The organism is Ideonella sp., from assembly GCF_036277275.1.
Classification (GTDB): domain Bacteria; phylum Pseudomonadota; class Gammaproteobacteria; order Burkholderiales; family Burkholderiaceae_C; genus Ideonella.
The window spans coordinates 35823-50855 of sequence record NZ_DASUNH010000136.1; the positions used below are offsets into that span (position 1 = coordinate 35823).

Annotated in this window: 14 protein-coding genes; 3 read left to right on the forward strand and 11 right to left on the reverse strand. The window is 67.2% G+C overall.

The features are described 5' to 3' along the window. Positions 1-11 precede the first annotated feature (11 nt). The 4 genes from VFY73_RS23210 to mnmG all read right to left on the reverse strand — a co-directional run bounded on the left by VFY73_RS23210 (position 12) and on the right by mnmG (position 5558). Positions 12-1631 (reverse strand): S41 family peptidase, encoded by a 1620-nt coding sequence (locus tag VFY73_RS23210; RefSeq protein ID WP_329723265.1) that lies wholly within the window; start codon positions 1629-1631, stop codon positions 12-14. 104 nt (positions 1632-1735) lie between these two features. Continuing rightward, positions 1736-2527 (reverse strand): AAA family ATPase, encoded by a 792-nt coding sequence (locus VFY73_RS23215; RefSeq protein ID WP_329723267.1) that lies wholly within the window; start codon positions 2525-2527, stop codon positions 1736-1738. 205 nt (positions 2528-2732) lie between these two features. Beyond that, positions 2733-3398: a 16S rRNA (guanine(527)-N(7))-methyltransferase RsmG gene (gene rsmG / locus VFY73_RS23220; protein WP_329723269.1), complete on the reverse strand. Its 666-nt coding sequence runs from the start codon at positions 3396-3398 to the stop codon at positions 2733-2735. 144 nt (positions 3399-3542) lie between these two features. Next, complete coding sequence (gene mnmG / locus VFY73_RS23225; RefSeq protein WP_329723271.1) at positions 3543-5558, reverse strand: tRNA uridine-5-carboxymethylaminomethyl(34) synthesis enzyme MnmG; 2016 nt, start codon at positions 5556-5558, stop codon at positions 3543-3545. Positions 5559-5745: 187 nt separating this feature from the next. Between mnmG and VFY73_RS23230 the strand changes: the two genes are divergently transcribed. Next, positions 5746-6033: a YkgJ family cysteine cluster protein gene (locus VFY73_RS23230; RefSeq protein WP_414654516.1), complete on the forward strand. Its 288-nt coding sequence runs from the start codon at positions 5746-5748 to the stop codon at positions 6031-6033. Positions 6034-6314: 281 nt separating this feature from the next. Here the strand turns inward: VFY73_RS23230 and VFY73_RS23235 are convergent, their stop codons facing one another. Both VFY73_RS23235 and VFY73_RS23240 read right to left on the reverse strand, forming a co-directional pair. Next, a complete protein-coding gene (locus VFY73_RS23235; protein ID WP_329723273.1) occupies positions 6315-6470 on the reverse strand; it encodes a hypothetical protein in 156 nt (51 codons plus the stop codon). Positions 6471-6595: 125 nt separating this feature from the next. Next, the gene (locus VFY73_RS23240) at positions 6596-7312 is read right to left on the reverse strand and encodes a LuxR family transcriptional regulator (protein WP_329723275.1); all 717 of its coding nucleotides are present in this window, start codon (positions 7310-7312) and stop codon (positions 6596-6598) included. Between the two features lie 260 nt (positions 7313-7572). Between VFY73_RS23240 and VFY73_RS23245 the strand changes: the two genes are divergently transcribed. Beyond that, the gene (locus tag VFY73_RS23245; RefSeq protein ID WP_329723277.1) at positions 7573-7803 is read left to right on the forward strand and encodes a hypothetical protein; all 231 of its coding nucleotides are present in this window, start codon (positions 7573-7575) and stop codon (positions 7801-7803) included. 144 nt (positions 7804-7947) lie between these two features. Here VFY73_RS23245 and VFY73_RS23250 read toward each other — a convergent pair whose 3' ends face one another. From VFY73_RS23250 to VFY73_RS23265, 4 genes are all read right to left on the reverse strand, one after another. After that, on the reverse strand, positions 7948-9117 hold the full coding sequence (locus VFY73_RS23250) for an ABC transporter permease (protein ID WP_329723279.1): 1170 nt from the start codon (positions 9115-9117) through the stop codon (positions 7948-7950). Further along, positions 9114-9905 (reverse strand): ATP-binding cassette domain-containing protein, encoded by a 792-nt coding sequence (locus VFY73_RS23255; protein ID WP_329723281.1) that lies wholly within the window; start codon positions 9903-9905, stop codon positions 9114-9116. Before VFY73_RS23255 ends, VFY73_RS23250 begins: the two co-directional genes overlap by 4 nt. Continuing rightward, complete coding sequence (locus tag VFY73_RS23260) at positions 9902-11500, reverse strand: alpha/beta hydrolase (RefSeq protein WP_329723283.1); 1599 nt, start codon at positions 11498-11500, stop codon at positions 9902-9904. Before VFY73_RS23260 ends, VFY73_RS23255 begins: the two co-directional genes overlap by 4 nt. A gap of 118 nt (positions 11501-11618) precedes the next feature. After that, a complete protein-coding gene (locus VFY73_RS23265; protein ID WP_329723285.1) occupies positions 11619-11999 on the reverse strand; it encodes a glutaredoxin in 381 nt (126 codons plus the stop codon). Positions 12000-12161: 162 nt separating this feature from the next. On the opposite strand from VFY73_RS23265, the gene gstA reads away from it, so the two are divergent. After that, positions 12162-12773: a glutathione transferase GstA gene (gstA, locus tag VFY73_RS23270; protein WP_329723287.1), complete on the forward strand. Its 612-nt coding sequence runs from the start codon at positions 12162-12164 to the stop codon at positions 12771-12773. 199 nt (positions 12774-12972) lie between these two features. On the opposite strand, the gene VFY73_RS23275 is transcribed toward gstA, so the two are convergent. Further along, positions 12973-14895 (reverse strand): S9 family peptidase, encoded by a 1923-nt coding sequence (locus tag VFY73_RS23275; protein WP_329723370.1) that lies wholly within the window; start codon positions 14893-14895, stop codon positions 12973-12975. Positions 14896-15033: the final 138 nt, after the last annotated feature.

Sequence of the window (15033 nt, forward strand, 5' to 3'; positions counted from 1 at the left end):
TCCGAAGCGCCTCAGCGACGCGGGATCACGACCCGGCTTTCGCGCTCCAGGCCACGCAGCAGGCGCGGCCGGGCATCGGCGCCGAGCGCCAAGGCCGAGCGACGTGCCGTTTGCGCAGCGGCCAGGCTGCAGGCGTCGTGCTGCAGGTTGTACAGCGCAGCGTTCAGCATGCCTTCGTCGGTATCGCCCATCGCGTGATCGAAGTCGTCGCTGGCCGGGCACGACGCGGTGAAGCCGTCGGCGTAGTCGCCAAAGCCTTTGGCGTTGACGCCCTTGAACTCGATCGGGAAGTACGAGATGCCGCAGTTGTCCTTGGCTGTGAAGCCGTAAGGCTTGCCGCAGGTCGTGCTGCCGATCACCCGGACTTCGACATCGATGCCCCGCAGGCCGTTGATGACCGCCTCGCTCGCCGAGCAGGTCGAGCCGGTGGTGATGACGGTGACGCGCGACAAGTTCAGCGTCGGCAGCGGCTGCTGGTTCGAGCAGTTGAAGTTCGCGTCGAGGATGCACGACGTGCTGAAGAATGGGGTCTTCGCGTCGTCGCTGTTCGTTTCGTCGCTGCGCTTGCTGTTGTACTGCAGCTGTTCGAACACCTTGCCGTTGGTGCGGCTGCTGCCCGCGATCATGTAGGACAGCTCGCTGGCCAGGTACAGATAGCCGCCGCCGTTGTAGCGCAGGTCCAGCACCAGGTCGGTGACGGCGGCCGCCTTCAGCGTGTTGACCGCATCGATCAGTTTCTGCTCGGAGCTGGCGATGTGGTCGTTGAAGACGACGTAGCCGACCTTGCTGCCGGCGTTGTCGATCACCATCGTGGTCGGCACCGGTTGCTTGGTGACCGTTGCGCTGGTCACGCTCTTGCTGAGCGTGCCGCTGCCGGTACGGCTGAAACTGAAGTTGTGGGTTTGGCCGTTGGCGCTCGGGAACAGCGCGGCGTTCAGCGCGTCAACACCCGACTGGGTGTTGGTGTCGGCACTGACGCCATCAGCGGTGAGCAGGCGGTCGCCGCGCAGCACACCCGCCATGGCAGCGGGCGAGCCCGGCTCGACGTAGGCGACGCGCAAGCCGCGCGGCGGGGTTGGCGAGTCCCAGTACCACTCGATGCCGTAGCCGGAGGTCGCGCCCGAATTCATCAGGTCGTTCCATTCCTTGGTCGGGTAGATGAAGCTGAACTCGTCGCGCAGCTTGCCCGACGCCGTGCGGTTCGGTGTCAGCAGCGCATTGAAGTAGTTCTCGAGCGAGCCGTAGACGTCCGACGTATTGCTGAACGACGAACTGCCGGCGTCGACAGTGGGCATCTCGCTGGTCCAGAGGTAGGCGTCGCTCATGTAGCTGTGCAGCCAGGCCTTTTCGTTGGCCAGGGTGCCGACCGAGGTCGGATCCAGCGCATCGCCGCGGTACGGGTTGGTGGGTGCGCAGACCTGCGGCGAATCGCTGGCCGCGGGCGGGGGTGGCGGCGGCGGGGGTGGAAACGGCGTGGTCCCACTGTCGCCGCCACCACCGCCACAACCGCCCAGCGTGGCGGTCAAGGCGGCGATCGCAAACAGCGTGGACAGACGGCTGGTCGGGCGGGCGCCGGCAGCAGCGCCCGGGTTCGTGGCGTCGGCGAGGGTCTCGGTCGAGGTCGATTTCAAGGCAGTGATCCCTGTGGGTTTTTTGGTTGTGGGCCCCGGTGGCCCGGGCAAATTGTGCCGAAGCGCCCGCAGGCAAGTTTCAGCAAATTCAAAAGCCCGGCCGGTCAGGCCGGGGTGGCGGTGGCGGCGCGGCTGCCGACCCGCTCGACCATCTCGCGCGCGAAGTCGATGAAGGCCTGCGCACCCTTGGCCGCCGGATCGAAAACAACGCCGGGCAAACCGTAGCTGGGCGCTTCGGCCAGACGCACATTGCGTGGGATCACGGTGTTGAACACCTTGTCGCCGAAGTGCGCCTTCAGCTGGTCGCTGACCTGGGTTTGCAAGGTGATGCGAGGGTCGAACATCACGCGCAACAGCCCGATCAGCTCGAGGTCGCGGTTCAGGTTGGCATGCACCTGCTTGATGGTGTTGACGAGGTCCGTCAGCCCTTCGAGCGCAAAGTACTCGCACTGCATCGGCACGATCACGCCGTGGGCACTGCACAGGCCGTTCAGCGTCAGCAGGCTCAAGCTGGGTGGGCAGTCGATGAGCACGAAGTCGTAGTCGGCATCGGCCGCCTTCAGAGCACGCCGCAGCCGCTCGTTGCGATGCTCCAGGCCGACCAGCTCGACCTCGGCGCCGGCCAGCTCGCGGTTGGCGCCGAGCACGTCGTAGCCCCCCTGCTCCGACCGGACACGCGCTTCGGTGACGCTGGCGCTTTCCAGCAGCACGTCATAGACGCTGGATTCGAGCTTGCGTTTGTCGACGCCCGAGCCCATGGTCGCATTGCCCTGCGGGTCGAGGTCGACCAGCAGCACCCGCTGCCCGACCCGCGCCAGGCCGGCGGCCAGATTGACGGAGGTGGTCGTCTTGCCAACGCCGCCTTTCTGGTTGGCAATGCAGAAGATTCGGGACATGGCGTGGATTGTCGCCGTCCGCGCACTCGGTGTCTGTGGACAACTCTGTGGGCAGGCCGGTGAATTCACTGGGGATGGGCTGTGAACAGCGCCGGATGGTGACAACCGGCCGCCTCGACGGCCTGGAAGCTTTGCGGGTTCACCCGCGCCATTGAGCGCCGATCGAGGCCGGAATGGGCGGGCTGCGCGAAAGACCGGCAGACTCTCAGCCCACGTCGGGTCGCATCCACACCAGGCAGCGCGCCGCGTCCAGCCCTGGAACGGTCAACTGTTCCACGTGAAACACCGACACGCCGGCCGGTACTGCCAGACGCTCGGCATCCGTCAAGTGGGCTTTCATGGCCACCCAGCAGCCCTCCGGTGCCAAGCGCTGGCGGGTCAGGTTCACGAAGTCCGCCAGCGTCGCAAACGCACGCGACGTGATCAGGTCGAAGCCCGGCCCCTCCATCGCCTCGACCCGCTGATGGCTGGCGGTCAGGTTCGGCAGCTGCAGCTCCGCCGCGACCTGGCGTATGAAGGTCGCCTTCTTGGCCACCGCGTCCACACAGGTCACCTGCCAATCCGGCCGACAGATCGCCAGCACCGCGCCGGGCAGGCCCGCACCGCTGCCGACGTCCAGGATGCGCCGGGGCGACGCTTCACCGAGCTCTCGACTCAGCGGCCCGACGATGGCCAGGCAATCCAGCAGGTGCTGGGTCAACATCGCCTGGGGCTCGCGAATCGCCGTCAGGTTGTAGACCCGGTTCCAGTGCGCGATGAGATCCAGGTAGCGCAACAGCCTGGCCTCGGTGTCGGGGGACACGGGCAGCCGCAAGGCGCCCAGGCCTTGCTGCAGCGCGGCAGCGAGTGGGTGCGGGAAAGCAGTGGTCACGTTGTGGGCATGAGTTCAAGCCGGAACCGGGGTGGCGACGGCGACGCCAGGCGGAAAGACGCCGCTTTGGTGATCGCGACCGTGCCGTCAAACGACCGGCACAAGGCGGCGCCCGCTCCCGGCCGAGCACCGGGGACTGGGGATTCAGGCCGCATCGGCGGCGCCCGCCACCGGGCGCGGCTGTCCGCCCTGCCCCGCCGCGTCATTGGCGGCCGCCGGATCGACAGCCAGGAAGCCGGCAAAGCGCTTCTTCTTCAGATGCACCAGCAGCAGTGAAATGGCGGCCGGTGTGACACCGGAGATGCGAGCCGCCTGGCCCAGTGTCTCGGGACGGTGGCGACTCAGCTTCTGGCGCACCTCGAAGCTCAATGCCGTGACCTGCCCATAGTCCAGCTCGGCGGGCAGGGCCAGGTTCTCGTAGGCCAACGATCGCTCGACCTCATCGACCTGCTTGTCGATGTAGCCGGCGTACTTGATCGAGATCTCCAGCTGCTCGATCAACACATCAGCCAGTTCGCCGCCCAATTCGGCATGCAACGTTTCACGTGAAACACCGGCCTCCGGACGAGCCACCGCGGCGACCGCAGCCACCTGGTCGAAACCAATCCCGGGGCGCCGCAGCAGATCGGCCAGGTTGTACTCGCGCTCGATCGCCTTGCCGAGCATCGCTTCGGCGGCGGCAGTGGGCAGGATTCCCGGGTGGACCCAGGTCGAGCGCAGCCGCTCGGCCTCGCGGGCCAGCGCGTCACGCTTGCGGTTGAAGGCGGTCCAGCGTTCGTCATCGACCAGACCGAGCGTCCGGCCCAGCTCTGTCAGGCGGGCGTCGGCGTTGTCCTCGCGCAGCTGGAGTCGAAACTCTGCCCGGCTGGTGAACATGCGGTAAGGCTCCGTCACGCCCTTGGTCACCAGGTCGTCGACCAGCACCCCGAGGTAGGCCTGGTCACGCCGCAGCGACAGAGGCTCTTCGCTGCGGGCAGCCCGGGCAGCGTTGACGCCGGCGTACAGGCCTTGCGCCGCCGCCTCTTCGTAGCCGGTGGTGCCATTGATCTGGCCGGCGAAGTACAGGCCGGCAATGGCCCGCGTCTCGAAACTGCTTTTCAGCTCACGGGGGTCGAAGTAGTCGTACTCGATCGCGTAGCCCGGCCGCAGGATGTGCGCATTGGCCAGCCCCGGCATCGAACGCACTGCCGCAAGCTGCACGTCGAACGGCAGCGAGGTCGAAATGCCGTTCGGGTAGAACTCGTTCGTCGTCAGGCCCTCGGGCTCGAGGAAGATCTGGTGGCTGTCCTTGTCGGCAAAGCGGTTGACCTTGTCTTCGATGCTCGGGCAGTAGCGCGGCCCCACCCCTTCGATGACACCGGTGAACATCGGGCTGCGGTCGAAACCGGAGCGGATGATCTCGTGCGTCAGGGCGCTTGTATGGGTGATCCAGCACGGCACCTGGCGCGGGTGCATCGCCGCAGCCCCCATGAAGCTGAACACCGGCACCGGGTCCAGGCCCCCCGCCTGCTCGGTGAGAAGGGAGAAGTCGATCGAGCGGCCGTCGATGCGTGGCGGCGTGCCGGTCTTCAGACGACCCTGCGGCAGCTTCAACTCCTTCAACCGGGCCGACAGGCTGACCGCCGGCGGATCGCCGGCCCGGCCGCCGCTGTGATTCTGCAGCCCGACATGGATTCGACCATCGAGGAAGGTGCCCGCCGTCAGCACGACCGCGCGGGCGCGAAAGCGGATGCCGACCTGCGTCACCGCACCGACCACCCGGTCACCCTCGACCATCAGGTCGTCAACGGCTTGCTGGAAGATCCACAGGTTCGGCTGATTCTCGAGCCGGCGGCGGATCGCCGCCTTGTAAAGCACCCGGTCAGCCTGGGCCCGCGTCGCGCGCACCGCCGGGCCTTTGCTCGAATTGAGGATGCGGAACTGGATGCCCGCTTCGTCGGTGGCCAGCGCCATCGCACCGCCCAGCGCATCGACCTCTTTGACCAGGTGGCCCTTGCCGATCCCGCCGATCGACGGGTTGCAGCTCATCTGCCCCAGCGTCTCGATGTTGTGGCTCAGCAGCAGCGTGGCACAGCCCATGCGGGCAGAGGCCAAGGCCGCTTCAGTACCGGCGTGGCCACCACCAACCACGATGACGTCGAATTCCTGGGGATACAGCACGGGCGCTTCCAATCACGGGGACAGGCGCGAACTCGCGCGCAAGGTGTTGATTTTAAAGAGGGCCACCTTCCACGTCACGAACCGCAGCGATCACCCGCTTGGCATGTGCCGCCGCGACACCCCATGATGTGAGTAAATGCGCACACCGGAAGCTCTCACCCCACCCGAGACGGTGAGAATGCCGGACATGACGACCGCCTCACTGGCCTGCCGCACCGGTTGCGGCGCCTGCTGCACCGCCCCATCGATCTCCAGCCCGATCCCCGGCATGCCCCATGGCAAGCCGGCCGGCGTGCCATGCGTGCAGTTGGACGAGGCCCGGCGCTGCCGCCTGTTCGGCGACCCGCGACGGCCGGTGGTTTGCGGGTCGCTTCAGCCGTCAGCGGCGATGTGCGGACCCGACCGCGTGCATGCGATGCACTGGCTGACGCAGCTGGAGACGCAGACCCATCCCGGGCCGATGGCGCCGCATTGAACGCCCCAGCGTTCGGTCAGCCACGAATTCTCGTTAGGCCCGCGGCGCGGCGCGAGCACCCGACCCCACCCTCCTCACCGTCGCGCCCAAAAAAAGAGGTGCTGGCGGCGGAACGCCGCCAGCACCTTGAAAGTCAACCAAGCCAAACTTGGGAGCGACACCTTGACGGTATTGCCAACAAGCCCGACGCTGGTTGTGGAGGGATTCGGTTGATGAAGGGTCAGTGAACGCGTCCCGTCAGCTGCGCGGACGCATCACAAATGGCATGGGTGACTGGGTGCTTACCAGCCCGTCTTGGGCAGGTCCGTTTCGCTGGAGCCGCCACCGACCAAGCGCAACTCGGCGCGGTCAAGCTCCCGCAGACCAACAGCCGGCACAGGCTCGGCCACCGGATGACGCAACACGGGGCGGATCAGGGACAACAGGGCTTGCTTCATGGGGACTCCGGGGCGGTGAAACGCTGACTCAGCGCGTACCGCCATTGAAGCAATCGCCCCCTATTTCGAACACTGTCAACTCTTACAGGTGCCCGTAACCGCCCGTCACAAAGGCACCCGGGACCTCAATGAATGAGACCGAGCCGAAGTGCTTTCAGCACCGCCTGGTGCTTGTTGACCGAGCCCAATTTGCGCATGGCATTCTGGATGTGCAGCACCGCCGTGCGCTCGCTGATGCCGAGGATGCTGCCGACCTCCCAGGCCGTCTTGCCTTCCATCGTCCAGCGCAGCGCTTCGAGCTCACGCGGCGTCAGCGACGGTGTCTCGACCAGCTGTTCAGCCGGCACGAACAGGCGCAGCGCCGTGTCCTGCGCATGCACCGCGAACAGCTGCAGGTGCGCCACCATGCGGGTCAGCTCGCCGGCCTCCTTGGGCAGCGTCTGGTCGCGGTCCACGCCCAGCATGAAGTGGCGCCCTTCCGGCAAATGCAGCGCCAGCGCTATGCCGGTGCGGTAACCGAAAGCGGCCTGTTCCTCCCAGACGTCGATGGCGCCCTGGCGGAGGTAGGTCTCCTGGTCCCAAACGATCGGCACCGCCCCGCGCTTGCAATGCTGCATCACCGGGTCGCGGCGCTGGTTGTCGGCCGCCGATGCACCAGCTTCGCGGAAGTCGATCGGCATGTTATCGACACTGACGAAATCCGAGCGCGTCAGCGAATGGTCGACCACGGTCAGCGCCGACACGTACTGGAAACCCAGCTCGTTGGCGAAATGGACGATCTGGCCACGGAAGTCCTCGATCGACTTCGCCTCCATGATCGACAGATAACTGTGGCTCAACATGGTGCCACTCATCACAACACCCTGACAGGATTGACAGCTAGTCGGTGCAACACGACCTCTCCAGACTTCGGGCTGTTCGGACGAAGAAGAAGGCCATCATGCTCACGACCTCCTGCGTCTCCATGCCACCCCCCTGGGCGCTTTACGCCTGGCCCGCCATTTTCTGTCAGGCCAGCATCAAGCGTAAGGCAAGATTTGTCCACTTGGGCACTCGGGTGACCACCTCGGGCAGCCGAAGCACGCCCTGCGCGGGTCAAACCGTGTGGAGCGAGCACTTCGACGAGGGCCAGGCCGGCTTGGCCTGGGACTGGGTCCAGATCGCCGACGGCGTCGTGGCAATGGCCAACCCGCTGTGCGTGGTGACCAACCTGCGCCTGGTCGGCGACCACGGCGAACTGCTGGCGGCCCGCGAATCGGCGTTGCACCTGAGCCGGCTGGTCTGCCAGTTGCCGTGGCAAGACGAGGTCTGGCGAGTAGTTCAAGCGGCCTGACAGGCGACGCAGCGACGCCCCCTCCCCGCGCGATCATCCATCCGAACACCGGCATCGCGTGGCCGCCCCGGCGGCCGCATGGGGCGAACGTCGCCGGCTCACCGCCAGGCCCGATCCTCCGCGTCGTTCATCGCGATGGCCGCCTCAGCGGACGGCCGCCTTTGCGAACTGCCGCGCCAGAAAAACCAGGCAGGCCCCCGCCAACAGCACGCTGCCGATCGCTGGCACCGCCAGGTCCCACGCATTGATCGGCTCGCCCTTGAGCACCCGCGCCATCAACGTCGATTGCGCCAATGCGGGCACCCACAGGTGCCACGGCTTCTCGCCGTCCTGGTTGAACAGCGTCATCATCGGCAACAGCGAAACCACCAGCACCACCACCGTCGCATTGGCCTGCGCTTCCTTGAAGCTCTTGCAGCGGATCGCGATCGCCATCAGCAGCGCCGACAGCGCGCCGGCCAGTGGCAACAGCAGCGCCAGGAAGGCGGTGGCCTCGGTCAGGCCGTACTGGAACATCGCCGCCAGCGTCTCGCTCTTCAGCAACCACTGGCCGGGCAGGAAACTGAACGACGACAGCACCGCGATCAGCATGCCGACCGCCGCCACCGCCCCCCACTTGCCAACCACCAGCGCCAGCCGCGGCGCCGGGTTCATCAGCAGCGGCTCGAGCGACCCGCGCTCGCGCTCACCCGCGGTCGTGTCGAGCGCGGCGTTCAAAGCGCCGTAGAGCACCGCCATCAGCACGAAGAACGGCAACATGCCCGTCAGCTGGGCGGCGCGCGAGGCCGGGTTGGCCAGGTCACGCTCATCGACCTCGACCACTTCCATCGCGCCCGGCGATACACCGCGCACCGCCAGCCGCAACGTGCCCTGTTCGCGGTTGAAACCGGCCATCAACCCGCTCAAGCGGCCGACACCGCTTTGCGCCCGCTGGTTGGCGCTCGACGTGACGATCTCGACCACCGGCACCTCACCGCGGGCCAGATCGTTCTCGAAGCTGGCCGGCACCACCAGCACCGGGTCGCCCAGCTTGCTTTCGCGCAACAGCTTCTCGTAATCCGGCGGCGCCACCTGCAGCGTGTAGGTCTGGCGCAGCAGGTAGTTGCGCAGCGTCGGCGCCTGGTCCAGGCCGACCGCGGTTAGCTCGCGCGCATCGGCGCGTTTCTCGATGTCGGACACCAGCGTCGAGATCAGCACCAGCACCAGCGGGCCCATCGCCACCGAGCTGAGGAACACCGTCAACAGCGTGCGCCGGTCGCGCAGCGCGTCGACCAACTCCTTGCAAAACACCGCCCACATGGATCGGGCCATCATGTTGTCTGCTCCCCTGCCAGTTCACCGGCGTCGTGGCGTTCGGTCGGCGTGAACGCCAGGTCCACGAAGGCTTCTTCGAAATCGCTCTGCCCCGTACGCGCCGACAGCTCGGCCACGGTGCCCTCGGCCACCGTGTGCCCGTGCGAGATCACGACGACGTGGTCGCACAGGCGCTCGACCTCTTGCATGATGTGCGTCGAGAACACGATGCACTTGCCTTCGTCGTCGCGCAGCCGACGCAAGGCTTCGCGCAAGGCGCGCGTGGCCAGCACGTCCAACCCGTTGGTCGGCTCGTCCAGGATGATGTTGGGCGGGTTGTGCACCAACGCGCGGGCCAGCGCCGTTTTCATCTTTTCGCCCTGGCTGAAGCCGTCGGTACGGCGGTCGAGCAATGGCGCCATCTCCAGCACCTTGGCCAGCTGATCGGCGCGGGCACTGGCCTGCGCGCCGCTCAGGCCGTGCAGGCGGCCGTAGTAGACGATGTTCTCGCGCGCCGTCAGCCGCGGGTACAAGCCCCTCGCATCGGACAGCACACCCATGCGGGCCAACGCAGCCATCGGCTCGGCGACCACATCGACGCCGTCGACACGCACCCGCCCGGCGTCCGGTGCGATCAGCGCAGCCACCATGCGCAGCGTCGTCGTCTTGCCGGCGCCATTGGGGCCGAGCAGCCCGGTGATGCGGCCGTCGTTGGCGCGCCAGTTCACGCCGTCCACCGCGCGCACGACACGCGCCTTCTTGCCATGCCCGTGGACGAAGTGCTTGGCCAGTTGTTCGACTTCGATCATCGGTCGGCTTTCGAGGAAGGCGCGTCGTCCGGTCCGCGGCGAACTTGCGGCGCCGGGGCCGAGGCCGGCTGCGCCGGCGGCGGCGCTGAAGCCGGCGGCGGGCTGGGCAATGCGAACGCCGGTGGACGCGGCAGCTGCGTGGCGCACTTCGCATCGTCGAGCACGGCCGCCAGCGCCTGGGTTTCGTCTTCGGTGTCGACGAAGCGGTACATCACGTCCCGCAGGCAACCCAGCGCCATCAGGCCGTGGCCGGCATGCGGCACGACGACGTGGCGCGCCCTGGCGCCCAGCGCCTGGGTGACCCGTTCGCCGTGGCGTGGCGGCGTCACCGGGTCGGCGCCACCGGACATCACCAGCGTCGCTGCCGGTGCCGGTGGCATCGTGTAGAAGGCCGCCGGCACGTTGCCCTTGGGCCAGATCGCGCAAGCATCGCGGTACAACGCCAACGCGGCGTCGCCGAAGTCCGGGCCCGGCTTGTCGCCGGTCTTGCCCAGGCGCGGCATGTCCTCGGCACAGACGACCGAGAAGTGCATGCCCATCGCGAGGTCCAGCCCGCGGCTGTTGCCGCCCATCGAGGTCGCCAGGCCGACGATCGCGCCGTATCGCCCGGCCGCGGCTTCACTGATCGCGAACGGCAGCGCCGAGGCCAGCGACGGCGCGTACAGCGGCAGGCGAACCAGCCCGACCAGCATGTCACGCGTCAGCGTGAAACGTTCGTCGCGACCGGTCACCGGGTGCGGCACCACCACTTCGCGAGGCATCGCGGCCAGCACCGCCGTCCATTGGGTACGCAGACCCGGGTAGCGCTGGCGACAGGAGGCGTCGGCCTGCGGCCCTTCGCAAGAGGCCAGCAGCGCATCGAAGGCGCGCTGCGCATCGGGGGAGAACGAGCCGGGCAAGGCCATGTCCGGCGGTGCGACACCGTCGATCACCGCGCGCCGCACAGTGGCGGGAAACTGGCGCATGTACTCCAGCGCCGCCCGGGTGCCGTACGAGCCTCCCATCACGTTGACCTTGTCGGCGCCGAGCGCGCGGCGCACCGCATCCGCATCGGCCATCGCGATCGTCGTGGTGAACTGGCGCAGGTCACCATAGGGCAGCTTTTGCAGCGCATCGCGACAGGCCAGCAGCAGGCTGGCCTGCCGGCCCTGGTTGATGGTGTCGGCCAACGGCCGGGTCGGCGCTTCGGGTTCGCAGTCCAGCGGTGCGCTGCGGCCGGTGCCACGCTGGTCGATCAGGATCACATCGCGCCGGTTCATAAAGCGGGTCAGCACGCGCGACACCGGCCCGGCCAGGCCGATCGCACTCTGGCCCGGCCCGCCAGCGAAGAACAGCACCGGGTCGGGCTTCTTGTTGCGCGCGATGGCCGGCATCACCGCGAAATGGACGTCGATCTGCGGCCCGTCGGGGCGGGTCGGATCGAGCGGGCGCTTCAGCACACCGCACCGGGCTTCGTGCTCGAAGCCCTTCAGGCGGCACGGCTTCAAGCTGAGCGTCGGCTCGGCCGCTGTGGTCGGCCCGCCGAGGCCGAGCACTGCGGCGGCCACCACCGCCTGCAGCCCCCAGCGAAAGGAAACGGCTCGTTGTTGCTTCATGGCCGGCGATTGTGAAGGCAGTGGCGCCGAGCGCTCGCCACGGCGGATGAAACGCGGGGTGACACGCACGAAGCGCCGCCATGGGCGCGTCGGCCGGCGCGCCGCACCAACCGTCCGCTCACGCTGGACGTGCCGAGGTCAGCAGGCGCTTCAACTCGCCGCTGGCGATCAGCGCTTCGAGGTCGTCGGCACCGCCGATCAGCACCCCTTGAACGAAGACCATCGGCAAGGTCGGCCAACCGGTCCACATCTTCAGCGCGTTACGTGGCCGCCACTGGCTCAGGTAACTGCCATAACTGAGGTAGCGGTAGGACACGCCGGCGGCATCGAGCAAGCGCCTGGCCTTGCGTGGGAACGGGTTCATCGCCATGCCGACCACCACGACCGGGTGGGCAGCCACCGCCTGCTGCACCTCGGCAACGATGGTCGACTGGTGCTGCGCGATGCGCTCACGCACCGCGGGGTGGATCTGGGCTTCGGCAAGGATGGCACGCGGCATGGGTGGTCACAGCAGAGCGAGGATGCGGCGCAATCTAGCAGAGGCTGCCCGCCAATCCGATGGCGTTTGCCTGGCAGGCTTGCGAAGCCCCTGGCCGCCCCCCGGTCTTGGTCTTTGGCCCGATGATCGCCGCTTCGTCCGCGAACCCACCCAGGAGACCCCATGAAGCTCTACTACAGCCCCGGCGCCTGCTCGCTGTCACCCCACATCGTGTTGCGCGAGGCCGGCCTGAATTTCGACCTTGCCTTGGCCTCGACGAAGACCAAGAAACTGGCCGACGGCAGCGACTTCTACCAGGTCAACCCCAAGGGCCAGGTGCCGGTGCTGGAGCTGGACAACGGCGAGCGCCTGACCGAAGGCCCGGCCATCGTGCAGTACATCGCCGACCAGGTGCCCATGTCCAAGCTGGCGCCGCCGGCCGGCAGCCTGCAGCGCTACCGTCTGATGGAGTGGCTGAACTTCATCACCAGCGAGCTGCACAAGAGCTATTCACCGCTGTTCAATCCGGCGATGCCGGAAGAAGGCAAGGCCGTCTACCGCGCCCGCATCGGCGAACGCCTGCAGTGGGTCGACAGCCAACTCGAAGGCAAGCAATACCTGCTGGGCGACGAGTTCAGCGTGGCCGACGCCTACTTGTTCACCGTGACCAACTGGAGCAAGGTCGTCGGCGTCGACATGGGTGCACTGAAGAACCTCAACGCCTTCCGCGACCGCGTGGCCGCCCGCCCGTCGGTGAGGGCCGCAATGGAAGCCGAAGGCCTGAACAAGGCCTGACTGGCGGCACCCCGCAGGGGCTGCCGCACGCCAAGTGGCGTGCGCGGATCCGGCTCTGCCGGTCCGCTGCGCGAGCCCCCACGGGGGGCCGAGGTCGGACACAAGCAGTCCTGAGGACTGCTTGTGCCTGCCGAGGGGCCGAGCCTGTGGCTCGGCGCGGCCTGCAAGGCAGCCCCGGGAGGGGCGTGGGGGCCAACATTTACGGTTTCAGGTGTTGGGCGAAGAAGGCTTCCATCGCGCTATAGAACTCGAACCGGTTCTCTTCGTTCTGGAAACCATGGCCTTCGTTGTCCTTGACCAGGTACTGCACCGAGACGCCACGCGACTTCAGCGCTTCGACGACTTGGTCGCTCTCTGCCTTGTTGACCCGCGGGTCCTTGGCGCCCTGGGCGATGAACAGCGGCGCCTTGATCCTGTGGGCCTGCAGTGCCGGTGAGGTCGCGGTGAGCCGCTCCTTGTCCTTCGGGTCGTCCGGGTTGCCAACCATCGCGTACATCTGCTGGCGCATCGGCTCCCAGTACGGCGGGATCGTCTTCATGAAAGTGAACAGGTTGGACACACCGACATAGTCCACCGCCGCGGCGTACAGGTCGGGCGTGAAGGCGACACCGGCCAGCGTCGCATAACCCCCGTAGCTGCCGCCGTAGATGCCGATGCGCTTCGGATCGGCGATGCCTTGCTGGATCAGCCACTTCGCGCCGTCGGTCACGTCGTCTTGCATCTTCAGGCCCCACTGGCCGAAGCTGGCTTCCCAGTACTGCCGGCCATAGCCTGTCGAGCCGCGGAAGTTCATCTGCAGCACGCAGTAGCCGCGGTTGGCGAGGAACTGGACGTCCGGGTTGAAACCCCAGCCGTCGCGCGCCCATGGGCCCCCGTGCGGATGGATGATGCAGGCCAGGTTCTTCGCCGGCCGGCCCGGTGGCAAGGTCAGGTAGCCGGGTATCACCAGGCCGTCGCGGGCGGCGTAGCTGATCGGCTGCATGGCCGCCATCTGCTGGGCCGGGAGCTGCGGATTGATGTCGCCCAACTTGCTCAAGCGGTCGCTCGCCGCGTCGTAGACGTAGCGCGCACCGGGCGTGCGGTCGCTCATCGACGCGACGACGAACTGTTTCTCGTCGCGGCTCGCGCTTTGCAGGATGATCTGCTGCCCTGGCAACTGGCGCTCAAGCCGTTCGTAGAGCGTCTTCATCGACGCATCGAACAGGTGGCGCTCGGGCTTTTCGACCTGGAAGTCGGCCTGCGTCAGCACCTTGCGTTTCTGCGAATAGGCCACCCCCGCCAGATCGACCTTGGGGTGCACGTAAACCACCTGCTCGGCCTCGGGCTTGGCCGGGTCGATCAACACCAGCGCGGTCTTGTCGCGGCCGCGGTTGCTGAGCGCGTAGAAGCGCTGGTTGTCGAAGTCAAAGAAGGCTGGGCCGACCTGGGTCCGGAAGTCGGTCGAGAACAGCGGCTTGAACGGCCCGGTCTCCGTGGCACGGTGAAGCACCGTGTTGTTGACGCCATCGCTGGCGACCGCCAGGCGCACGCGACCGTCGTGGTCGGCCGTCCAGCCGACGATGTTGCCGGGGTTCTCGGCCACCAGCGTCGACGCGCCGGTGCGCACGTTGACGCGGTAGACGTCGAAGGCGGCCCGGTTGCGCTGGTTGTGCTGCACCAGCACGTGCGCCGGATCGTCGACCAGTTCGTCAACGATGCCGCCCCGCACACCGCCATCAGGCGTCAGCGGCGTCTGCTTGCCGCTGGCCACGTCGACCGCCACGACGCGCACGTTCTCGTCACCGCCGAAATCCTTCTCGTACAGCACGGTGCCGTTGCCTTTCCAACGGTAGATCGCCACGTCCCGCGCACTCTCGTGGGTCAACTGGCGTGCAACGCCGACCGGCTTGCCCGCCTCAAGGGGTTGCACGAAGACATTCATTCGCTTGATGTCGCCGGCATCACCGGTGGCCGGCTGCATGAAGCCCAGCCATCGGCCGTCCTCACTCAGACGGAAATAGCCCTTGTCCGGGTTGCGGAAGAAATCGCGCAACGGGAATTGCGGCGGCGGTGTATCGGCCCGGGCAGGCACGCCAGCAGCCAGGCTGGCGGCCACACAGGTCGACATGGCCAGCGAGCGCATCGGCGTACGCAGAAAAGCGGCTGACCGACGGGTGGGCACAGACATGAAGCGTCCTCTTTGTGTTTCAGTGGCGATGATTCTTCGCCGCCGCCCCACACCCCGCGTACCGCCTTGCGACGAACACGCCCCCCGACACGA